This is a genomic window from Niveispirillum cyanobacteriorum, from assembly GCF_002868735.1.
Taxonomy (GTDB): domain Bacteria; phylum Pseudomonadota; class Alphaproteobacteria; order Azospirillales; family Azospirillaceae; genus Niveispirillum; species Niveispirillum cyanobacteriorum.
Map to the genome: position 1 here is coordinate 2,136,503 of NZ_CP025611.1, position 20,443 is coordinate 2,156,945.

21 protein-coding genes and 1 tRNA gene are annotated in these 20,443 nt (G+C 64.8%); 12 read left to right on the forward strand and 10 right to left on the reverse strand.

The genetic code is table 11. The features are described from left to right. Positions 1-5: 5 nt before the first annotated feature. The gene (locus tag C0V82_RS09870) at positions 6-791 is read left to right on the forward strand and encodes a cytochrome c1 (RefSeq protein WP_102113355.1); all 786 of its coding nucleotides are present in this window, start codon (positions 6-8) and stop codon (positions 789-791) included. 84 nt (positions 792-875) lie between these two features. After that, positions 876-1,649, forward strand: a complete 774-nt coding sequence (locus tag C0V82_RS09875) for an RluA family pseudouridine synthase (RefSeq protein WP_102113356.1) — start codon at positions 876-878, stop codon at positions 1,647-1,649. Here C0V82_RS09875 and C0V82_RS09880 read toward each other — a convergent pair. The 4 genes from C0V82_RS09880 to C0V82_RS09895 are packed head-to-tail and all read right to left on the reverse strand — an operon-like array spanning position 1,609 to position 4,814. Continuing rightward, the gene (locus C0V82_RS09880) at positions 1,609-1,926 is read right to left on the reverse strand and encodes a putative quinol monooxygenase (protein WP_102112191.1); all 318 of its coding nucleotides are present in this window, start codon (positions 1,924-1,926) and stop codon (positions 1,609-1,611) included. The genes C0V82_RS09875 and C0V82_RS09880 overlap by 41 nt on opposite strands. Before the next feature lie 18 nt (positions 1,927-1,944). Continuing rightward, positions 1,945-2,436, reverse strand: a complete 492-nt coding sequence (locus tag C0V82_RS09885) for a GDYXXLXY domain-containing protein (protein ID WP_102112192.1) — start codon at positions 2,434-2,436, stop codon at positions 1,945-1,947. Next, positions 2,436-3,593: a DUF2157 domain-containing protein gene (locus tag C0V82_RS09890; protein WP_102112193.1), complete on the reverse strand. Its 1,158-nt coding sequence runs from the start codon at positions 3,591-3,593 to the stop codon at positions 2,436-2,438. The genes C0V82_RS09885 and C0V82_RS09890 overlap by 1 nt, the downstream gene beginning before the upstream one ends. A 60-nt stretch (positions 3,594-3,653) precedes the next feature. Beyond that, positions 3,654-4,814: an MFS transporter gene (locus tag C0V82_RS09895; protein WP_102112194.1), complete on the reverse strand. Its 1,161-nt coding sequence runs from the start codon at positions 4,812-4,814 to the stop codon at positions 3,654-3,656. A 180-nt stretch (positions 4,815-4,994) separates the two neighbouring features. Here C0V82_RS09895 and C0V82_RS09900 point away from each other — a divergent pair, with 180 nt between their 5' ends. The 6 genes from C0V82_RS09900 (at position 4,995) to C0V82_RS09925 (ending at position 13,998) form a co-directional block, all read left to right on the forward strand. Then, the gene (locus C0V82_RS09900) at positions 4,995-5,507 is read left to right on the forward strand and encodes an HPP family protein (protein WP_188595053.1); all 513 of its coding nucleotides are present in this window, start codon (positions 4,995-4,997) and stop codon (positions 5,505-5,507) included. 170 nt (positions 5,508-5,677) lie between these two features. After that, positions 5,678-6,796: a DNA polymerase III subunit beta gene (gene dnaN, locus C0V82_RS09905; RefSeq protein ID WP_054166891.1), complete on the forward strand. Its 1,119-nt coding sequence runs from the start codon at positions 5,678-5,680 to the stop codon at positions 6,794-6,796. A gap of 431 nt (positions 6,797-7,227) precedes the next feature. Next, complete coding sequence (gene recF / locus C0V82_RS09910; protein ID WP_102112195.1) at positions 7,228-8,391, forward strand: DNA replication/repair protein RecF; 1,164 nt, start codon at positions 7,228-7,230, stop codon at positions 8,389-8,391. A 57-nt stretch (positions 8,392-8,448) separates the two neighbouring features. Next, positions 8,449-11,001: a DNA topoisomerase (ATP-hydrolyzing) subunit B gene (gene gyrB / locus C0V82_RS09915; protein ID WP_102112196.1), complete on the forward strand. Its 2,553-nt coding sequence runs from the start codon at positions 8,449-8,451 to the stop codon at positions 10,999-11,001. An 81-nt stretch (positions 11,002-11,082) separates the two neighbouring features. Next, a complete protein-coding gene (locus C0V82_RS09920) occupies positions 11,083-12,177 on the forward strand; it encodes a potassium channel family protein (RefSeq protein WP_102112197.1) in 1,095 nt (364 codons plus the stop codon). A 126-nt stretch (positions 12,178-12,303) separates the two neighbouring features. Next, a complete protein-coding gene (locus tag C0V82_RS09925; protein WP_102113358.1) occupies positions 12,304-13,998 on the forward strand; it encodes a thiamine pyrophosphate-binding protein in 1,695 nt (564 codons plus the stop codon). A 66-nt stretch (positions 13,999-14,064) separates the two neighbouring features. Here C0V82_RS09925 and C0V82_RS09930 read toward each other — a convergent pair. After that, positions 14,065-14,138, reverse strand: a tRNA-Gly gene (locus C0V82_RS09930). Between the two features lie 85 nt (positions 14,139-14,223). After that, positions 14,224-14,880, reverse strand: a complete 657-nt coding sequence (locus tag C0V82_RS09935) for a GNAT family N-acetyltransferase (RefSeq protein ID WP_102112198.1) — start codon at positions 14,878-14,880, stop codon at positions 14,224-14,226. 393 nt (positions 14,881-15,273) lie between these two features. On the opposite strand from C0V82_RS09935, the gene apaG reads away from it, so the two are divergent. Then, positions 15,274-15,666 (forward strand): Co2+/Mg2+ efflux protein ApaG, encoded by a 393-nt coding sequence (gene apaG, locus C0V82_RS09940; protein ID WP_102113359.1) that lies wholly within the window; start codon positions 15,274-15,276, stop codon positions 15,664-15,666. Between the two features lie 266 nt (positions 15,667-15,932). Beyond that, complete coding sequence (gene folE, locus C0V82_RS09945) at positions 15,933-16,565, forward strand: GTP cyclohydrolase I FolE (protein ID WP_199772510.1); 633 nt, start codon at positions 15,933-15,935, stop codon at positions 16,563-16,565. A 56-nt stretch (positions 16,566-16,621) separates the two neighbouring features. Here folE and C0V82_RS09950 read toward each other — a convergent pair whose 3' ends face one another. Then, positions 16,622-16,849 carry a helix-turn-helix transcriptional regulator gene (locus tag C0V82_RS09950; RefSeq protein WP_102112199.1) on the reverse strand — a complete coding sequence of 76 codons (228 nt, stop codon included), beginning with the start codon at positions 16,847-16,849 and terminating at the stop codon, positions 16,622-16,624. Positions 16,850-16,852: 3 nt separating this feature from the next. Further along, a complete protein-coding gene (locus C0V82_RS09955) occupies positions 16,853-17,284 on the reverse strand; it encodes a hypothetical protein (RefSeq protein ID WP_102112200.1) in 432 nt (143 codons plus the stop codon). Between the two features lie 154 nt (positions 17,285-17,438). Here C0V82_RS09955 and C0V82_RS09960 point away from each other — a divergent pair, with 154 nt between their 5' ends. Together C0V82_RS09960 and C0V82_RS09965 are read left to right on the forward strand one after the other, a co-directional pair. Then, positions 17,439-17,795: a tRNA-binding protein gene (locus C0V82_RS09960; RefSeq protein WP_102112201.1), complete on the forward strand. Its 357-nt coding sequence runs from the start codon at positions 17,439-17,441 to the stop codon at positions 17,793-17,795. 186 nt (positions 17,796-17,981) lie between these two features. Then, entirely contained in the window at positions 17,982-18,545 is a 564-nt protein-coding gene (locus C0V82_RS09965; RefSeq protein WP_102112202.1) for a hypothetical protein, read from the forward strand. Between the two features lie 16 nt (positions 18,546-18,561). Here C0V82_RS09965 and C0V82_RS09970 read toward each other — a convergent pair whose 3' ends face one another. Beyond that, positions 18,562-19,149 carry a class I SAM-dependent methyltransferase gene (locus tag C0V82_RS09970; protein WP_102112203.1) on the reverse strand — a complete coding sequence of 196 codons (588 nt, stop codon included), beginning with the start codon at positions 19,147-19,149 and terminating at the stop codon, positions 18,562-18,564. Between the two features lie 141 nt (positions 19,150-19,290). Then, on the reverse strand, positions 19,291-20,415 hold the full coding sequence (locus tag C0V82_RS09975; RefSeq protein ID WP_102112204.1) for a hypothetical protein: 1,125 nt from the start codon (positions 20,413-20,415) through the stop codon (positions 19,291-19,293). Between the last annotated feature and the right edge of the window lie 28 nt (positions 20,416-20,443).

The following is a 20,443-nucleotide window of genomic DNA, read 5'->3' on the forward strand; positions in this document are numbered from 1 at the left end:
GCCTGATGCGTCGTCTTCGTACCCTTATCGCCGCAGGCGCCATGACCATTGCTGGCCTGACCAGCACGGCCCTGGCCGCCGGCGACGCGCCCCTGCCCCCGGCCCAGACCTGGGCCCATGGCGGGGTGAACAGCTTCCTGTCCTTCTTCAAGGGCTATGATTACGCTTCCGTGCAGCGCGGCTTCCAGATCTACAAGGAAGTCTGCTCTGCCTGCCATTCGATGCACCTGCTGTCGTACCGCAACCTGCACGACGTCGGTTTCACCGAAGCTGAAGTGAAGGCCATTGCCGCAGCGCAGGAAATCAACGACGGCCCCAACGATCAGGGTGAGATGTTCACCCGTCCGGGCCTGCCGTCGGACCGTTTCAAGAACCCGTTCCCGAACAAGCAGGCCGCGGCGGCCGCCAATGGCGGTAAGGCTCCCCCGGACCTGTCGCTGATCGTGAAGGCGCGTGCCCATCACGAGGACTACATCTACGCGCTGCTGACCGGCTACACAGACGCTCCTGCAGGCGTCGAACTGTCGCCGGGCAGCAACTACAACAAGTACTTCCCCGGCCACGCCATCGCCATGGCACAGCCGCTCTATGCCGATGGCGTGACGTTCACGGACGGCACCAAGGCGACGATTGAGCAGCAGGCCCATGACGTGACGACCTTCCTGGCCTGGGCTGCTGAGCCAAAGCTGGAAGAGCGCCGCCGCGTCGGCCTGATGGTCATGCTGTTCCTGGTGTTCTTCGCCGGCATCATGTACGCCGCGAAGCGTCGCCTGTGGTCGGAAGTCCACTGAGCGGACGCTTGGTTCCGGTAGAATGAAAGGGCCGCACCGGCAACGGTGCGGCCCTTTTCATATGAAGATACGATTGCCGATGCCATGAACGAAGCCGATTTGCTTTCCCGCCTTCTTTACCGTGACGGCCTTATGCTGGTGCTGGACAAGCCGGCAGGCATCGCTGTGCATGCGGGACCGGACACGGCCAAGGGCAAGGGCGATAATCTGGAGCGGCATTTCGATGTGCTGCGCTTTGGCTTTCCAAAGCCACCATCGCTGGCCCACCGGCTGGACCGCGATACCTCAGGCTGCCTGATCTTAGGCCGGCACCCCAAGGCGCTGCGCCGGCTGGGCATCCTGTTTCAGGAAGGCAAGGTCGCCAAGACCTACTGGGCCATTGCCCTGGGCCATATAGCCGACAATAGCGGCAAGATCGATGCCGGCCTGACCAAGGTCAGCGATGCACGGCGCGGCTGGCGCATGGTCATCGACAAGGAGAACGGGCAAGCCTCCGTCACGATCTGGCGGGTGCGCGGGCGTGGAGAGTTGCCGGGCATCGGCCCTGTCAGTTTCATGGAACTGAACCCCAAGACGGGCCGTACCCATCAGATCCGGGTACATATGCAGCATCTGGGGCACCCGCTGCTGGGCGACCCGATCTATCTGCCGCCTGGCGGGGCGGGCAAGGTGGGGGACATGCTGCACCTGCATTCCCGCGCCATCACGGTGCCCATTCAGGCCACCAAGCCGCCCGTCACCATCACGGCCCCCGTCCCGCCCCATATGCGGGCAGCGCTGGCCGCCTGCGGCTGGGCGGGGGAGGACGCAAGCAGTCTCAATCCTTCGGCCACGGCTGTGTCACCAGACCAACCCTGACCACGGCGTCGCCCTGCGCTTCCCGCCATTTGCTCCAGTGCTGAAAATGCGCCGAGGCGTGATGGCTGCGCACCGCCGCTTCATCGACGAATTCCTCCCAGACATGGAAGATGGCGGGGCCACCCTCCTTCTCCTCGGAAGGGGAGCGGGCGGCACGGAACAGGATACAGCCCGGCTCCTGCCGGCTATGGCGCAGGTTATGGCCGAAATACTCCATGAACGCGTCCAGATGGGTCAGGGCGACCTCCACCCGGATCAAGCGGCCTTCACGCACCATAACGGCTGTCCTCCCGGACTATTCGGTTTCAGGCAGGGATTTGCCGTCAACCTGGACATCTTCCAACGCGATACCGCCCTTGCCGTCGAATCGCACCGCGACATCGACCCGCACCTTGGCATCACGCAACAGCGCCTCCAGCCGGACAGCCCGTTCCTGCGACTGGTAAAGCCGCAGTTCCCGTCCCGGATCGGCCAGCGGATAGGCGCAGGATGACAGAACGTCCGGGGTGCAGGCCGGTAGGGGGATGAAGCCGGGCCGGCCATCGGCACCACCCGGTGTCAGGCAGACGCAATCCCCCGCGCCTGAGCGCCCCGGCTGCAGCCCGGCAATATCCAGCCGCGCCAGCAGATAATGACCGCGCAGCAGGTCGCGCGGATCAAACCCGGCCAGCCGGACCCGCATCATCGGCTCCGCCGCGCGCAGCAGCGGCAGCGATAAAGCCCAGCCTGCCAGAACCAGGGTCGGCAGAAGCAACAGGGCCACGCGCAGCAGCATCTCCTTGCGCATCACGCCCCCTCCCCCGGCTGCCGTGCGTCACCCCACGCCATGACCCGCCGCGCGGCAAAGGCCAACCCCAGGAGCACAGCCCCGGCCAGAACCAACCCGAAGCCGGTGGCCAGCAATCCACCCGTGGCATCCAGATAGGCGACAAAGACCCGTACCGCGATTAATGCAACGGCCAGGCGGAACCAACCCGGTCGTTCCGTCAGCAAGGCCAGCCGGGCCAGCGCGATCCAGTAGAGGCAGAACAGCACTCCCGTCACGATGGCGGCCAGGGTGCCATCCAGCAGAAAGGGCAAGACCGACAAGGGCGGGGCCAGGGCGAGCAGCCCGCCAAAGGCCAGCCGCACGCCCGTCCGGTCACCCGGCGACAGGGCATGGGCAGCGGCGATGGCCACCATGCCCACGGCCCCGCCAATGCCGGCATCCCACATCACATCAGGCTCCGGCACCCCGTCGATCAGGGGACGCAGCACCAATAGCAGGATGGTCAGCCCGCCGATAAGCGCCGCCACCGCCACCTGCCCCAGATGGCGCGCCCAGACCGCTGGCACCGGCCGGGGCGACAGCCGCGCCAGATAAAGCAGCGCCAGAAACAGGACCAGAATGCTGGCTGACAGGCGTCTGTCATGCAGCCAATCCCAATGGTCGGACAGCAGGGCACCGGCCCAGGTGAAAAGGCCCAGGACCCAGACCCAGCGGTTGAGCCCACCGCGTGCCAGGGCCAGTGTAAAGGGGGTGGATAGCAGCAGCCATCCCCCCATCAGGCCGCTGGCGCTGCCCTGCAACTGAAAACTCTGTCCGATATGCGCGATCAGGGCCAGGGTGGACAGGGATAGCAGCAGCACCCCGCCTTCGACCCGCGTCCCCGGCCCCTCACGCTCGGCCCAATGCCAGACCAGGCCCCCCAAGACCAGATTGATCAGGATATGCAGGCCCAGGCGCGGGCCGATGGGGATGGCGTCCCAGTTGGCGGCGATGATGGCGATGATGCCGACACCGATGGTAAACGCCCCTAGCACCGCCAGAGCCAGAGCCAGCGCCAGCTTCGGGTTACCCCGGCTGGCCTCGAACACGGCGATGCGCGCAGCCTGATCATCGCTGATCAACCCTTCGCGCCGCCAATCGGCCAGCTTCGCGTCCACACCATAACCCCAGCCCATTCCACCTTTCCCGCAATCACGGCCCCAAGGTGGCGGAAACGGCCACCCGGCACAAGCAGATCAGTCCGGCAGACGCGGCAGCAGGATCAACGTCGCTAGGCCCACCGCCTGTACCAAAGCCACCGCCAGGGTCAAGGCCGGCAGGCCGAGAGTGATGAACGGAGCCAGCAGGGCGGTGCCTGCCGACGAAATGCCCGTGATGAACAGGATCACCAGGGCCGATGCGCGGTCATCATCGCCGCCCCCCGCCATGATGGCCCGCAGGAAACCCGGCGGCCCGCGCAGGCCCAGCCCAATATTCATGGGCGCGAACAGCAGCGACAGCATCCAGACCGGCCCGCCGCCCGTCCAGCCGAAGATTAGCAGCAGGATGCCCGACAGAAAGGCCATGGCCGTGCCGATGCTGATCATGCGTTCGATCCCGAACCGTCGTGCCAGCCCGCCGGCCAGATTGGCGGTTACGGCGAACAGGGTGACGCCGATGGCCTGCATCACCACGAAATCGCCCATGCTGCCGCTCATGCCAGCGGTGATGGTGACGGGTGCCCCGAATACGAAGATCAGCAGCCCGCCCAGCACCCCGCCATGTGACAGGCCATAGCGCAGGAAGACGGGATCGCGCAGCAGCCGCCCATAGGAACCGCCCTGCCGCTTCTCCACCCGTCCGCCCGGCAGGATGCCCAGACCCGCCGTCAGGCAGACAAGCACCAGCAACGCCGCCAGGGCAATGGCCACGAATGGCGCCTGCCATCCCGCCCAGGCGATCAGGGCGGCACCGGCCAGCGGGGCCGCCCCCGGTGCAATGGCCTCAATCGAACCCAGCAGGGCCAGAGCGCGCATGGCCCCGACTTCATCAAACAGGCGGCGGATGATACCGGGGGCAAAGACGGCGGGGGCAGACCCGGCCAGCCCCTGCCCGGCACGCAGCACGATCAGCAGATCCAGATCGGTGACCAGCACGGATAGGCCCGACAGGACCCCGAATGCCGCCATGGCGCCCACCAGCAGAAAGCGCCGGTCAAACCGCGCCGCCAGGGTGCCGAACAGCAGCATCCCCGCCATGGCACCCACCACATAGGCGGCGATCACCAGCTGCGCACGCGCCGCATCACCCCCTGGCCAGCCGGCCAGCAGCGGCAGCGCCGGCAGGACCAGATCGATCCCCGCAAGCCCCAGAAGGGTGCCCATGACCAGCAAGGCGCAGATCAGCATCCGCGTCATAGCCCAATTTCCTCTCTCCCAAAGCCCCCGTCGAATAAATCCGAAATCGGATCAGTTCCGATAGGGCACATTCTGAACCACAGGCATGCGTGGTGATCAATCGAGCGACACGATAGAGATTGATTGCAAATTGTGCGATCTCGGGTCAGAAAACAGGCATCTATTGCACAGGATTTGCCCATGCCGCGTCACCTGCTGGTCCGTCATGAAGCCCGCCACCCGCATCTGGCCGCCCATGTGAAGGCGGGTCTGGGGGCGGCGGTGACCATCGCGGCGGCGGGCTGGCTGGCCGGGGTGACGCATCTGCCGCTGCTGCTGGCGCCGTTCGGGGCCAGCGCCGTCCTGTTGTTCGCGCAGGCCGCCAGCCCGCTGGCACAGCCGGTGAACGTCATCGGTGGTTATCTGCTGGCCGGTCTGGTCACTCTGCTGGCCCATATGGCCCTGCCCGCCGACTGGTGGGTGGTGGGTCTGACGGTGGGAGCCGCCATCACCATGATGTCACTGGCCCGCCTGACCCATCCACCGGCGGGCGCCATGCCCGTGGTGGTAGCGGGATCAACCACCATGCCGGCCCTGGAGTTGCTGGCCATTGCGGTGGCCGGGGCCGCGGTTATGACCACCTACGCGGCCCTGCATCACCGTCTGCCGCCGCGTTTCGACTATCCCAAGCGCCCGGCCCCTGTCGTGAGCTGAGGCATTTTGCCGGGTCGCACCCTGTCCATCAGACAGTGGTCCGATCCATGCAGCAAACCCCTGTTATGTCCGATGTCTTATGCTATGGTAGCGCCCCTTCCGGCCCTTGGCCGGGGGATTGGAAGAACATTGTCGTCCCCTTTCGGGGGACCTAGCCGACCGGAACCAGGATGAAGATCATCATCGAACGTGCCGCCCTGCTTCGCTCCCTCGGGCATGTGCAGAGCATTGTCGAACGGCGCAATACCATTCCGGTCCTGTCCAATGTCCTGTTGAACGCGGCCAATGGCGAATTATCGCTGACCGCCACCGACATGGACCTGGAGATTGTGGAAAGCGTGCCGGCGGAAATCGCCACGCCCGGTTCGGCAACCGCCCCCGCCCACACCCTGTACGACATCGCCCGCAAGCTGCCCGATGGCAGCCAGGTGGAGCTGGATGCGACGGGTGACGTGCTGACCCTGCGGTCGGGCCGCTCGCATTTCAAGCTGGGCACCCTGCCCATTGATGACTTCCCGCAGATGGCCCAGGGCGATCTAGCCCACAGCTTCACCCTGACGGTGAGCGAACTGAAGGCCCTGATCGACCGCACCAAGTTCGCCATCAGCACCGAGGAAACCCGGTATTATCTGAACGGCATTTATGTGCATGCGACCAAGCCGAAGGGCGGCGACGCCCCGGCCCTGCGCGCCGTGGCCACCGATGGTCACCGTCTGGCCCGCGTGGAAGTGCCGCTGCCCGAGGGGGCGTCCGCCATCCCCGGCGTGATTGTGCCGCGCAAGACCGTTCTGGAAGTGCGCAAGCTTCTGGACGAGGTCGCGGGCAGCATCGATGTGCAATTGTCGGAAACCAAGGTTCGGTTTGCCTTTGACAATGTCGTCCTGACCAGCAAGCTGATCGACGGCACCTTCCCGGATTATGAGCGCGTGATCCCCGCCGGCAATGACAAGGTGCTGGAGGTCAACTCCAAGTCCTTCGCCGCCGCCGTGGACCGCGTCGCCACCATTTCGACCGAGAAGTCGCGCGCCGTGAAGCTGTCGCTGGGCCGTGACCTGCTGACCCTGTCGGCCAGTTCCGCCGATGCCGGTTCGGCCACGGAAGAGCTGGAAATCGCATACGACAACACGCCCCTGGAAATCGGCTTCAACAGCCGTTACCTGCTGGACATTACCGGCCAGATCGAAAGCGGCACTGCGCGTTTCCAGATGGCCGATGGCGGGTCCCCCACCATCGTCCGCGACGCCCAGGACGCTACGGCGCTCTATGTGCTGATGCCGATGCGCGTATGAGGATAGTTGTGGTTTGAGTTTGTGGAACGCCCTGGCCGGGAAACCGGTCGGGGCGTTCTGTTTAGGGCTGGAGCTTGCGCGGGGCACCGCTTTGCGTCACGCTGTTCAGGTGTTGATGATGGGGATAACGCCGGATGGTACACCGGGCAATCATAGGGGAAGACCGCGCCTGGACGCGCAACATACGCCCTTATCTGCTTGGCACGCTGGCAGCAATGGCCTACTGGGGCGGTTGCATCGGAGTATTGTGGGATACGCGTCCCGACACCCTGCTTGTCCCTTACTTATGCGTTTTCAGAACCGAAATCATTGAAGAGCTCATGTACCCACCACCGCCTCAACCCAGGACCAGGGGCATGCCTGAATAGTGGCAATGAATTCCAGCGTTGAGTGGACATCATTCTGCAACCGACCCGAACTGCCCCCATCTGATGCACCCGCCCCCCACCCTGGCCGTCACCCGTCTGACGGTGACCCGGTTCCGTTCCTATGCCAGCGCGCGGCTTGAATGCGATGCGCGGCCTGTCGTGCTGACGGGGGAAAACGGGGCGGGCAAGACCAATATCCTGGAAGCGGTCAGCTTCCTGGCCCCCGGCCGCGGCATGCGCCGGGCCAAGCTGTCGGAGATTGAGCGCATCGGCGACAGTTCGGCGGCGGAATGGACGGGCGGGCCGGGTTGGGCCATCGCGGCGTCGGTCACCACCCCCTTGGGCCCGGTGGAGATCGGCACGGGCCGTGACCCGGCGGGCGGGGAAAGCGAGCGCCGTCTGGTCCATATCGATGGCCGCCCGGCCAAGGGCCAGATTGCGCTGGCCGAGCATGTCTCCGTCGTCTGGCTGACGCCGCAGATGGACCGGCTGTTCCTGGAAGGGGCGGCGGGGCGGCGGCGGTTCCTGGACCGGCTGGTCTTTGGGTTTGACAGCGGTCATGCCGGACGCCTGACCAAATACGAAAACGCCTTGCGCGAACGCGCCCGCATCCTGCGTGACGGCCCGGTCGATCCCGCCTGGCTGTCCAGTCTGGAAAGCCAGATGGCGGAAACCGGTATTGCCGTGGCCGCCGCCCGCGCCGATATGGCCGCCCGGCTGGAGGCAGCGGCGGCGCAAGGGGTGGGTCCCTTCCCGGCCCCCGGCATCGCCATTGTCGGGGCCGTCGACGCCATGCTGGCTGGCCGCCCCGCGCTGGAGGCCGAGGAGGCCTTCCGCAAGGCACTGGCCGAGGGTCGGCGGGCCGATGCGGCGGCGGGCGGGGCCACCATCGGGCCGCACCGGTCCGACCTTGCCGTCACCTACCGCGCCAAGGACATGCCCGCCGAACTGGGCAGTACCGGCGAACAGAAGGCGCTGCTGATCGCCATCGTGCTGGCCAATGCCCGTCTGATGCGGGCAGAGACGGGAACCGCCCCGCTGCTGTTGCTGGATGAGGTGGCGGCCCATCTGGATGAGGGCCGGCGGCAGGCGCTTTTCGATGAGATTCTGGCCACCGGCAGCCAGGCCTGGATGACCGGCACCGATGCCGGTATCTTTCGCCCGCTGGGTGCGTCGGCCACCCATGTTTCGGTTGCACAATCGCGATTGTGCCATGCGGAATTTTAGGCGTCCGCCTGCGCTTTTACCCCTGTTTTCCGGCTCTTTCTGCTACACTCCGGCACCATGACGAACACTGATCACAACCCCACCGCCGCCCTGTCCGTTTCCGCTGCCGCAGAGGAATATGGGGCCAGTTCCATCAAGGTGCTGAAGGGCCTGGACGCCGTCCGCAAACGCCCCGGCATGTATATCGGCGACACCGATGACGGGTCCGGCCTGCACCACATGGTGTATGAGGTGGTGGACAACGCCATCGACGAGGCCCTGGCCGGCCATGCCGACCGGGTGGACGTGCGCCTGAATGCCGACGGGTCCGTGACGGTGCGTGACAATGGCCGCGGCATCCCCGTGGACATCCACAAGGAAGAGGGCGTGTCGGCGGCCGAGGTCATCATGACCCAGCTCCATGCCGGCGGAAAGTTCGACCAGAACAGCTACAAAGTGTCCGGCGGTCTGCATGGCGTGGGCGTGTCGGTCGTGAACGCCCTGTCAGAGGTGCTGGACCTGCGTATCTGGCGCCAGGGCCGGATCTGGGAAATGCGCTTCGCCCATGGCGATGCCGTGGCGCCGCTGGCCGATGTCGGCGCTGCCCCCATCGTCCAGCAGGGCAAGCGCGCCGGGGAGGCGCTGACCGGCACGGAGGTGACCTTCCTGCCGTCCAAGGCCACCTTCACCAAGACCGAGTTTGATTTCCAGACCCTGGAACATCGCCTGCGCGAACTGGCCTTCCTCAATTCCGGCGTGCTGATCATCTTCACCGACGCGCGCGGGGTGGAGCCGAAGTCGGTTGAGCTGTTCTATGAAGGCGGGCTGGAGGCGTTTGTCGCCTATCTCGACCGGTCAAAGACGGCCCTGCACAAGCCCGGCATCTATGCCAAGGGTGAACGCGCCACAGAGGCCGGCGTGCCCGTCGGTGTGGAAGTGTCGTTACAGTGGAACGACAGCTATCACGAGACGACGCTGTGCTTCACCAACAACATCCCGCAGCGTGATGGCGGCACCCATCTGGCCGGCTTCCGCGCCGCGCTGACCCGCACCGTCAACAAATACGCGGAAGAAAGTGGCATCCTGAAGAAGGAGAAGGTGGCGCTGTCGGGTGACGACATGCGTGAGGGCCTGACCTGCATTATCTCCGTCAAGGTGCCGGACCCGAAATTCTCCAGCCAGACCAAGGACAAGCTGGTCTCGTCCGAAGTGGGACCGGTGGTGCAGGCAATCTGCGCCGATGCCCTGTCCTCCTGGTTTGAGGAACATCCCGCCGACGCCCGCAAGATCGTGGGCAAGGTGGTTGAAGCCGCCGCCGCGCGTGAGGCCGCCCGCAAGGCCCGCGAACTGACCCGCCGCAAGGGGGCGCTGGACATGGCCAGCCTGCCCGGCAAACTGGCCGATTGTCAGGAACGCGACCCGGCGCTGTCCGAACTGTTCATCGTGGAGGGTGATTCGGCTGGCGGTTCCGCCAAGCAGGGCCGTTCGCGCCAGAATCAGGCCATTCTGCCCCTGCGTGGCAAGATCCTGAATGTGGAGCGCGCCCGCTTTGACAAGATGCTGTCCTCTGCCGAGATCGGCACCCTGATCGCCGCCCTGGGCACCGGCATCGGGCGGGACGAGTTCAACATCGAGAAGACGCGGTATCACAAGATCATCATCATGACGGACGCCGACGTTGACGGCGCCCATATCCGCACCCTGCTGCTGACCTTCTTCTATCGGCAGATGCCGGAGATCATCGAGAAGGGCTATCTCTATATCGCGCAGCCGCCGCTGTACCGGGTGAAGCGCGGCACGGCCAAGGAACGGTATCTGAAGGATGACCGCGCGCTGGAAGATTACCTGATCAATCAGGGCACGGACGATGTGTTCCTGGTTGGCGCTGACGGCACGGCCAAGGGTGGCGATGATCTGCGCGGTCTGGTCGAACAGGCCCGCGCCGCAAAAGCCGCCATTCAGGCCCTGGCCCGCAAGGCTGGCAACCGCGACGTCGTCGAACAGGCCGCCATCATCGGTGCGTTGTCCTCCAAGCTGCTGGACGATGCGCCGCGTGCCGTCGAACTGGCCGGTATTGTCGCCGACCGTTTGAATGTGCTGGCGCGTGACCGCGCGCTGACCGCCGGCGATGCCATGGCCGTGGATGCCACGCCCGCTGCCATCGGCGGCTGGCAGGGTACGGCGGATCAGGATGGTCTGATCCTGTCGCGCACCCGCCGCGGCGTGACCCACCGCCATGTCCTAGATGCTGACCTGCTGAAAAGCGTGGAGGCCCGCCGCCTGGACGCCATGTTCGATCACCTGTCGGCCACCTATACCGTTGCCGGTACCCTGCGCCACCGCGTGAAGGACCTACGCCATGTCACGGGCCCGTCCTCGCTGTTCGAGGGCGTGATCGACCAGGGTCGCCACGGCCTGACCATTCAGCGCTACAAGGGCCTGGGTGAAATGAACCCGGAACAGCTGTGGGAGACCACACTGGACCCCAATATCCGCTCACTGTTGCAGGTCAAGGTTAGCCACGCCGACGATGCCGAGGACGTGTTCAGCACGCTGATGGGCGACGTGGTCGAACCCCGCCGCGCCTTCATCCAGGAAAACGCGCTGAAGGTCGCGAACCTGGACGTGTGATGATGAAAGGGCGGGGCTGGCAACATCCCCGCCCTTCTGCTTTTTGCTGCTGCTCTCTCGCACCTTGGCAACTGACCGACCATGCTGTCCCTGCTCTATCGCTGGTTCCGCTCCCCCCGGTCACACCTGCGTGAGGTGACGCTGGGTCGGCGTTTGGGCACGCTGGTGCTCTGGGTGGCCGCCGTCTGTGCGGCCCATGTCAGCGCCATGATGGTGCTGGAAGGGATGGCGCTGCGCGACGCGCTGTGGCTGACCGCCACCACTATCGTGACCGTCGGCTATGGCGACCTGTTCGCGAAGACCGATGGCGGGCGACTGGCCACGGTCGGCTTCATGTATGTCGGCGGCATTTTCGTGGTGGCTAGTCTGGTTTCGGCCCTGGTCGACTGGCGCATGGATCAACAGGAACGCAAGGCAAACGGGACCTGGGGGTGGAAATTGTCGAACCATCTGCTGCTGATTGGGGAACCCAGCGGCGACGCGGTCCAGCATATCTGCCGTCTGGTCGATCAGGTCCGCGCGCATGAGGATTGGCGCGACACGCCCGTCCTGCTGCTGACCCGCACATTCGAAGCCACACGCCTGCCGACGACACTGGTCGATCGGGGGGTGGTGCATGTCACGGGCGTTGCGGCTGATGCCACGGCGCTTGCCCATGCTGCGCCTGACCGGGCGCGGACCTCCCTGGTCTTTTCCAGCTCCGAAACCGACCGGGAGGCGACGGCCCGGGTGCTGGACACCGTCCTGCGCCTGCGGGAAGCGGGACAGACAACCGCCATCGTGGCTGAATGCGTGGATGTGGCCGACTATGACCGTTTAGCGCGTCTGGGCGCGGCGCAGCCCATCCGTGTCATGCACGGCTATCCCGAAGTGGCGGCGCGCGCCATTGTCAGCCCTGGGTCCGAAGCGCTGATCGAACAGCTTTTCACGGCAGAAGGCGACGAATGCCGCCGTATCGACCTACCCCGCGTGTGGGAAGGAACTTGGCTGGACCTGTTGACACGCATCGCTGGGGCGGGCATCGGCACCCCCATCGGCTATCTCTGCGGCGATACGGGTTCGGTGCTGGCCAATCCGGTGGGACGATCCATCCGCGCCAAGGCCCTGTTCCTGATCGTGGGCGATGACCGGCAGGTCAATGCCGCCCGGGACACGATACACGCCCTGTCACTGTGACGGCGCATCGCCGGCCTCGACTGTCAAAACGATGGCAAGATGGATGCATTCCGCCACATCTGCCACTTCAATCCGGCGGTCCTTCCCGGCACAATCGCGGCAACCATTCTTCAAGGGACCGCCGTCATGACTATGCCCGCCGCCACCGCCCCTGACACCGCCCGCACGGGCGCCCGCCTTCTGGTCGCGGCCCTGGAAGCCCAGGGGGTGAAGATGGTGTTCGGTGTGCCGGGCGAAAGCTACCTGCCGGTCCTGGACGCCTTGCATGACAGCGGCATCCGCTTCATCACCTGCCGGCAGGAAGGCGGGGCCGCCATCATGGCGGAGGCGCAAGGAAAGCTGACGGGTCGGCCCGGCATCTGCTTCGTCACACGCGGGCCTGGCGCCACCAATGCCTCCGCCGGCATCCACATTGCCCAGCAGGACGCCACGCCCATGATCCTGTTCGTGGGTCAGGTGGCGCGCGACATGCGCCATCGCGGGGCGTTTCAGGAGGTGGATTATAGCGCCGTCTTCGGCAGCATGACGAAGTGGGCCTTTGAGATCGACAATCCCGCCCGCATCCCGGAACTGGTCTCCCGCGCCTTTCGTGTGGCCTGCCAGGGCCGGCCCGGCCCCGTGGTCATCGCCTTGCCGGAGGATATGCTGGCGGAACTGGCCGATGTGGCCGACGCCGCCATCGTCCCCACCGTTGAGGCCTTCCCCGACCCCGCTGCCATCGATGATCTGGCCCGCCGTCTGGCCGCGGCAGAACGCCCGCTTGCCATCCTGGGCGGCAGCAGCTGGACGGCAGAGACAGCCGCTGCCTTCACCGCCTTTGCCGAGGCACACCAGATCCCGATGGCTGTGGAGTTCCGCCGCCAGATGCTGGTGAGCGGGATGAGCGAGGCCTATGCCGGCGACCTGGGTTTCGGGGCCAATCCGGCCCTGCTGGCTCGCGTGAAACAATCCGATCTGGTCCTGCTGCTGGGCGGCACCATGGGGGAGGTCCCGTCACAGGGCTATGAACTGCTGGGCATCCCCAATCCCGGCCTGCCCCTGGTGCATGTGCATCCCGGTCCTGAGGAGCTGGGCCGCGTCTATCAGGCCGCCCTGTCGATCCAGGCCAGCCCGCGCGCCTTCGTGACCGCCGGCCTGCCCGCCCTGACACATGCCGTCCCAACCGCGCGTGCTGCCTGGCGGGAGGCTGCGCGCACCGCCTATCATGCCTGGACAGATAATGTGCCGGCCAATCCCGGCCCGGTGCAGATGGCGGAGGTCGTGGCCGCCATGCGCGCCCTTCCGCCTGATTCGGTAACGTGCAACGGCGCCGGCAACTACGCCATCTGGCTGCACCGGTTCCATCGCTATCAGGCCTATGGCACGCAGTTGGCGCCGACCAGCGGCTCCATGGGCTATGGCCTGCCCGCCGCCGTGGCCGCCAAGCTGCATCAGCCCGACCGCACCGTCGTGGCGCTGGCCGGCGATGGCTGTTTTCTGATGCATGGTCAGGAGTTTGCCACCGCGGTCCAGCATGGCGCCGCCATCGTGGCCGTGGTCATCGACAATGGCATGTACGGCACCATCCGCATGCATCAGGAACGCGAGTTCCCCGGCCGCGTCCTGGGCACACAGCTCTACAGCCCCGACTTTGCCGCGCTCGCCCGCGCCTATGGCGGCGTCGGCTTTACAGTGGAAAAGGCGGGAGAGTTCCAGGCCGCCTTCGAGGCCGCCCTGACAAGCGGCAAACCTGCCCTGGTGCATGTCCGCCTGGACCCCGAAGCCATCACCCCGACCAGCACCCTGTCCGGCATCCGGGCCAAGGCATTGGCCGGAGCGTGAGCCGGAAACGACAACGGCGCCCCGTTGGGGCGCCGTCTGTACTGCCGGTCAAACCGGAAAAATCTTTGGAGCGGGTGAAGGGAATCGAACCCTCGTCGTAAGCTTGGGAAGCTTCTGCTCTACCATTGAGCTACACCCGCGCCGGGACCGTTCTTATATTGGGTTCCTGATGCCGAATCAAGGGTCTAATCGTCTCCTGATCGTCCCGTGGCCGGCCCGCCCGGTTCAGCGCGCAGCGCGCCGCAGACGACGTCGGGACACCGGGGAGTCCAGGTCGGCCCCCTGGGGCAGGGCGGCGAACAGCGGAAGCTTGGTAACCTTGGCAGCGGCGCGGGGGGCGGCAGACGTGACGGCAACAGCAGCCGTCCGAACCTTCGCCGGCTTGGCGCGGCCCACCATGCCGGTGACACCGGTCAGGGCACCTTCCACCAGTTCTAGCCCCTGGAACCGGGTCGGATCAACCGGACCGGGCAGGGACAGGCTCGCCACAAGATCCCGCTGGAAGCCGAAGCGCACATAATAAGGCGCATCGCCGACAAGGATGACGATACGATGACCCAGAGCCTTGGCGGCCTCCAGGCTATGACGGATCAGCTTACCGCCCAGACCTTCGCTGCGGTGAGCCGGATCAATGGCGATGGGGCCAAGCATCAGCGCCTGGACGCTGTTGCCCAGCATGACGGGCCAGTAACGGATGGTGCCCAGCAACACCTCGTTCCCCGCCTCGTCCGTATCGGTCGCGACAAAGCACAGGTCGGCCGCAGGGGCGACGTTCTTGCGCAGGCGATAAACGGTCTTGGTGTGGCGCTTGGGGCCGAAGGAGCTGTCGAGAAGCTTTTCGATGGCGGCGGCGTGAACCGGCAGCTCAAGCGTGATGTTCATACGATTGGGGTTTCCCGGCAAAATGAAATGTGGGGGAGACACTGTGAGAAGCGTCTGGCCGGGACCCCCACGCAGATGGCGTCAGGTCCCGTGCACAAGAACCGGCCGCCCATGGAAGGGGACCGAGATCTTTCGTCGTCGCAGGGGCGTGAAGCGCAACATCGCGCGGCTCATAAGCAGTTGACCGTGATTTGCTATATGAGGCCATCCGCCCCCCGACGCAAGCGGCGTTTTCATGACGAAGGCCCCCCTGACCGGATGCGCCGGTAACCGCCCGGGATTGTGTGGGGACGGAACCGGCCTACAATGCTGATCTGCGGGCATCTTTCGCTTGTGGGCCATGATGAAATCCGGGATCAGATCATCGGATCGGAAATGGGACGGGAGGCCGACATGTACAGCGACACGACACGCGCGATCCGGGTGACGGTGGAGCCACGCTACCTGCCTGACCAGTCGCAACCCACGGAAAGCCATTATGTCTGGGCCTATCATGTGCGGATCGAGAATCTGGGAGAGGAGACGGTGCGCCTGCGCACCCGGCATTGGAAAATTACCGATGCGCGGGGCCGGTTGATGGAGGTGCGGGGGCCGGGCGTGGTGGGCGAACAGCCCCTGCTGCGGCCCGGCGAACATTTCACCTATACCAGCGGCACCCCACTTTCAACGCCGTCCGGCATCATGGTCGGCAGCTATGGGATGGAAAGCGAGGCCGGGGAGAGCTTTGACATCGCCATCCCGGCCTTTTCCCTGGACAGTCCGCATCAGGAACGGCGGCTGAACTGACGCCGTCACCGACGATCGGGGGACGGAAAATCCGCACGCCGGGGGGATATCTGAAATCGGCGCTTGAAACATTCGGCGAACAAGCCATCTGCTTCTCCTGCCGGGACTGACCTTGACCCTTCGAGGTAGCCCGGCCGGCCGGATCGGGGGAACTGGCCGGTGGCCCGCCCGACAAGGGGGCCGCATGCAAGCCGAACACATACATTGAGGAGTGCATCCCCGTGACCGTGCCCAAGAAGAATGACGACAAGGTCGTGCCGGGTCCCGTGCATGGCCGCCGCGCCGGCCCAGCCGCCACCAACCCCAATCTGGTTCGCCCCAGCAAGGCAGAGGCGGAAGCTGCCGTCCGCACCCTGATCCGCTGGGCCGGCGATGATCCCGACCGTGAGGGTCTGGTGGGCACGCCCGACCGCGTGGTCCGGTCCTATGAGGAGTTCTTTGCCGGATATGAGGTTGATCCCGTCGACCTTCTGGCCCGGACCTTCGAAGAAACAGACGGCTATGACGAGATGGTCGTGCTGCGCAATATCCGGCTGGAAAGCTATTGCGAGCATCATATGGTGCCCATCATCGGCAAGGTCCATATAGCCTATCTGCCGCGTAACCGCGTGGTTGGCATTTCCAAGCTGGCACGCGTGGCCGAGGTTTATTCCAAGCGCCTGCAGATCCAGGAAAAGATGACAGCCCAGATTGCCAACACCGTCGATGAGGTGCTGGAGCCTCTGGGCGTTGCGGTCGTGATCGAGGCGACGCATCAATGCATGACGACCCGTGGCATTCACAAGCCCGGCGTCACGATGGTCACCAGCCGCATGCTGGGTGCCTTCCGCGAGGACGAGAAGACCCGGCGTGAGTTTCTGGCCATGATCGGCAACCCCGCCAGCAGCGGCGAGGGCTGATTCGTTCCATTGCGGAACGATGAAACGGGGGCGGCCCTTTTGGGACCGCCCCTTTTTCATGGGTTTGAGGCCGCACTGTCGCCTTGCCACTGAAACACGCTTTCCAGCGGCACCTGAAAGACCTGGGCAATGCGGAAGGCGGCCTCCAGGCTGGGCGAGTATTTGCCCTGTTCGATGGCCGCCACCGTCTGGCGCGTTACACCGATGCGATCCGCCAGATCCTGCTGCGTCATCTCGCCGGCCTCAAACCGCAGGCGGCGGATATGGTTGGTGAAGGGCAGCATGGACTACCATCCCCGACGATACAGAAACACAGCCGTGCCCAGCCGCGACAGTTCTGCCACCAACAGGGCGAACAGCATGTAGTTCACCATCTGGACGATCCGCGCGCCCATATGCAGGGTCAACATCGACAGGATGACACCCACTACCAGCACGTAAAAGCCGGTACGGGAGCCCAGCAGGCCAATCTGCCGATCCCGCTCATCCTTCGGGCTTTGCACCTCGCGCGGGTTACGCAGGGCTGACAGAGACATGATCGTGGTGGCGATCGGCAACCCGATGAACAGGGTCACAACGCAGTAGATCATCCACCAGAATGATCCACCCGGCACATCCGCCACCCCCAGATAGGAGCCAAACACTGGGCCGAAATAAGCACCCCCAAAGCCGATCAGCGCGATCAGACGCAACCAGGTCAGCTTTTCCCGGAACGACATGTTATTTCCCCCATTCATGATGTTATGTATTCTTAACATTTATCCCTCAGAGAACGGATAATGTCAAAGATTTTTAACATGAATTTCCCCTTTCCCGCTCTATTGCACCGCAACATACTGGATTGAGAAACATAGATGGCGGCAGGGGGATTTCATGACTAGCGATACAAGCAGCAGCCTCATCACCTATGACGATTTCCAAAAGGTCGACATCCGGGCCGGCACCATCGTCAAGGCCGAACCTTTTCCAGAGGCGCGCCGCCCCGCCATCAAGCTGTGGGTGGATTTCGGTGACCCGGTTGGCATCCGCAAATCATCCGCCCAGATCACGGCCCATTATCAACCGGACAGCCTGATCGGCCGGCAGGTCGTGGCCGTCACCAACTTCCCGCCCCGCCAGATCGGCAAATTCATGTCCGAAGTGTTGGTGCTGGGCTTACCCAGCGCGACGGGAGAGGTGGTTCTTCTCTCCCCCGATCAACCCGTACCCAATGGCGGGCGGATGTATTGACCACAAAAGCCTGGGGAAGGCACTCCACAACCATTTGACATTGCTTGATCATCTCACTTGCTGGCAAGGCAAAGCACAGAAGGTCACTTCAGTTTCAGCCCTATCCTTCTGGATTGTCCTTTCCCCACTGCCCCATCGCTGCATGCCGCGTACAATCTGTCCGTGCCCATTCAAGCAGACACGCGCATGCATGATGTTTTCCGCCTCGATGACCTGACCAACGACACGCAGCATTATGCGCTGTCGCATTGGACCAGCATTGCCCGGCGGAACCCGGCGGTGCCGCTGGCCGATATGATGGCCTGCCGGCAAGCAGCAGAGACGGCGGATAATTGCATCCTGTTCAATCTGGAAGCCGGCAGCATCCGTGACGCGCGGGTGGAGAAGGTAGGGGCCGGGGTGATGGCATCGCTGACCTTCGATCCGGCGGGCATGACGCTATCAAAGCTGATGCCGCCGGATTATGTGGCCGATATCATCCCGGCCTATGCCTTCTGCGCCGGTTCCTTCCGGCCCATGTCCAGCCTGGACGAGGTGACGCATGTCAATGGCGCCGTTGCCTTGGTCCGCCGGCTGATCCTACCGCTGGAGCGGCAGCCGCCGGGTGGCGCCTTCGCCGCGCGCTATCTGCTGATGATCTATGACAAGCTGTCGGGCGCTCCCGATGAAGCAGGCATGGGCCCATGTGCCGGGCCCGTGCGGTCCAACCGCACCCTGAGCGTGGCCGTGTTTCGCGACGGGCAAGGCTGAACCAGATCACGACGGATCAGGCCGGCGGCAGGGGCACAGGTTCGGGGTCACCATTCAGATCTGCGGCGGTACCAAGGGGGCGCCGTGCTGCCAACCGCTGCACAATGGCGGCCTTCGGGCTGGACACCTCTCCCTGTTCAAAGGCCACCACCTGCAATCCCTGCCCCATGGCCAGATGCAGCAGCTCCCCCTCGCGCAGCAGGAAAGCGGGGCTGGACGGGCGGCCATGGCGCTGATTGCCATTGGCGAAGGTTTCGTACAGCAGGAACCCACCCGGCTTTACGGCGCCCGCGATGGCGGGCAGAAGCGGGCGGTGCAGATAGTTGGTGACCACCACCAGATCAAAGTCCGACAGGCTAGGCGGCCAACCATTCGGTCCCTCCAGGTCAGCCTGGATCAGGGTTACACCATCCATGCCCGTCAGGTCGGCGACACCGCGCAAGTCGATATCCACACCCGTAACCGCCAATCCACGGTCCCGGAAATGCCGCAGATGCCGCCCACCGCCGCAGGCCACATCCAGCATACGCCCCCCAGGCCGCAGCAGCGGCGCAAAACGGGCGATCCAGGGTGACGGCGGGGAGAATGGCAGGACATGACTCATGATGCGGGATGCTACTGCAAACCCAGCCTTGTCAGAAGCCTGCCGGTGCCGGCCCGGCGTCCTTCAAGGGCAGCTTTGAGGCGTATGGATCAAAATCGACATTTCTGATCCATACGCTTCTTAACCACCACACCGGCAGCATCACGCCGCCGGAGGCAGGGGGATGGGTGCGCCCAGCATGTCGCGGATTATCTTCAACATCTGTTCGCGGTTGGGCAGGGCGTCATAGCCGGCGATGACCTCCCCACCGCCGGGCGCATGCAGGCGCAGCACATATTTCGCCTTCGCGCCTTCCATCTCCAGGCCACTGGCAACACCGGGAGCGCATTCAAGGGCAATGCCGGCATCCCCCAGCGGGGCCAGCCAGCCCTTGGCCTTGCCATCCGCATCCTGTCGCCGCAGCAACAGGAAGGGGCGCCGCTCCTCCCTGCCCTCCAACTCGATGCACACCTCACCAGCCGCTTCCGGTGGCCAGGTCCAGACATGGCCACCCGGCCCCAGAAGGGCGGCTTCGACGATGCTGCTGCCCATGTCCAGGGCGGTCTTGGTGGCCTGTGGCCCCTGCTGCGGGCTTGGGCAGGCTTGGGGCCGCAACTTTTCCGCCAGCACGGGAGACAGCTTTGTTTGGGGATCGACGCGAAGGCCGGCCAGCGCGGCCTGCGTCACCTGCTCCACACGGGCGCGGTCGGGACCGCTGACGCGCAGCTTAACAACCCAGTCACCGCCGCTTAGCGCCACCAGCGTGCTGGCCCGCCCGACCTCCTCCTGCCAAAGAAGCTGGCGCAGAACAGGTGTTGCGTCACCGCCAGGCAAGGATGCCGTCGTATCCAGGACCAGCCGCCGGCCCGGTGCCGACATGATGGCGGCCGATTGCGTGCTGGTCATTACCGTCAGATCGGCGTCAAACGCGCTGGCCTTATAGACGAACAAGGTCGCCCAGGTGCCCTGACCGGCAGTGCCATATTGCACCAGGCCATCGATGTCGCGCCCTGGGCTGGCCCTGCGGCCCGACAAATTCATGCCCGCCACCTGACGCGGAACCAGGAAGGGGGCGTCGCCAAAGCGCAGGCCCGCCGCATCCGGGCTATCGACCCAGCCAACAGCAGCCTTCTGACCGGATTGCGCCGATACCCTTCCATCGGCGGAAAGGGTGAGCGTCGTGGATGTGTCGCGCTTCTCCTGCGCGGACAATTCGGTAGGCTTGGTCGTCTGGCAGGCGGCCAGCAGCAGTGGCAGCGCCAACAGCGCAGGAAGATGGCGGATCATTGTACCTCCAGCGAAATAGGGGGATGGT

What these genes read in the sequence shown, in the direction of transcription:
- C0V82_RS09960 (WP_102112201.1), top strand. Translation starts at nt 17,439, where the DNA reads ATGACTAGCGATACAAGCAGCAGCCTCATCACCTATGACGATTTCCAA.
- C0V82_RS09895 (WP_102112194.1), bottom strand. Translation starts at nt 4,814, where the DNA reads ATGACGCGGATGCTGATCTGCGCCTTGCTGGTCATGGGCACCCTTCTG.
- C0V82_RS09975 (WP_102112204.1), bottom strand. Translation starts at nt 20,415, where the DNA reads ATGATCCGCCATCTTCCTGCGCTGTTGGCGCTGCCACTGCTGCTGGCC.
- C0V82_RS09965 (WP_102112202.1), top strand. Translation starts at nt 17,982, where the DNA reads ATGCATGATGTTTTCCGCCTCGATGACCTGACCAACGACACGCAGCAT.
- C0V82_RS09955 (WP_102112200.1), bottom strand. Translation starts at nt 17,284, where the DNA reads ATGTCGTTCCGGGAAAAGCTGACCTGGTTGCGTCTGATCGCGCTGATC.
- C0V82_RS09970 (WP_102112203.1), bottom strand. Translation starts at nt 19,149, where the DNA reads ATGAGTCATGTCCTGCCATTCTCCCCGCCGTCACCCTGGATCGCCCGT.
- C0V82_RS09880 (WP_102112191.1), bottom strand. Translation starts at nt 1,926, where the DNA reads ATGGTGCGTGAAGGCCGCTTGATCCGGGTGGAGGTCGCCCTGACCCAT.
- C0V82_RS09935 (WP_102112198.1), bottom strand. Translation starts at nt 14,880, where the DNA reads ATGAACATCACGCTTGAGCTGCCGGTTCACGCCGCCGCCATCGAAAAG.
- recF (WP_102112195.1), top strand. Translation starts at nt 7,228, where the DNA reads ATGCACCCGCCCCCCACCCTGGCCGTCACCCGTCTGACGGTGACCCGG.
- gyrB (WP_102112196.1), top strand. Translation starts at nt 8,449, where the DNA reads ATGACGAACACTGATCACAACCCCACCGCCGCCCTGTCCGTTTCCGCT.
- dnaN (WP_054166891.1), top strand. Translation starts at nt 5,678, where the DNA reads ATGAAGATCATCATCGAACGTGCCGCCCTGCTTCGCTCCCTCGGGCAT.
- C0V82_RS09900 (WP_188595053.1), top strand. Translation starts at nt 4,995, where the DNA reads ATGCCGCGTCACCTGCTGGTCCGTCATGAAGCCCGCCACCCGCATCTG.
- C0V82_RS09885 (WP_102112192.1), bottom strand. Translation starts at nt 2,436, where the DNA reads ATGCGCAAGGAGATGCTGCTGCGCGTGGCCCTGTTGCTTCTGCCGACC.
- C0V82_RS09925 (WP_102113358.1), top strand. Translation starts at nt 12,304, where the DNA reads ATGACTATGCCCGCCGCCACCGCCCCTGACACCGCCCGCACGGGCGCC.
- C0V82_RS09950 (WP_102112199.1), bottom strand. Translation starts at nt 16,849, where the DNA reads ATGCTGCCCTTCACCAACCATATCCGCCGCCTGCGGTTTGAGGCCGGC.
- apaG (WP_102113359.1), top strand. Translation starts at nt 15,274, where the DNA reads ATGTACAGCGACACGACACGCGCGATCCGGGTGACGGTGGAGCCACGC.
- C0V82_RS09920 (WP_102112197.1), top strand. Translation starts at nt 11,083, where the DNA reads ATGCTGTCCCTGCTCTATCGCTGGTTCCGCTCCCCCCGGTCACACCTG.
- C0V82_RS09875 (WP_102113356.1), top strand. Translation starts at nt 876, where the DNA reads ATGAACGAAGCCGATTTGCTTTCCCGCCTTCTTTACCGTGACGGCCTT.
- C0V82_RS09870 (WP_102113355.1), top strand. Translation starts at nt 6, where the DNA reads ATGCGTCGTCTTCGTACCCTTATCGCCGCAGGCGCCATGACCATTGCT.
- C0V82_RS09890 (WP_102112193.1), bottom strand. Translation starts at nt 3,593, where the DNA reads ATGGGCTGGGGTTATGGTGTGGACGCGAAGCTGGCCGATTGGCGGCGC.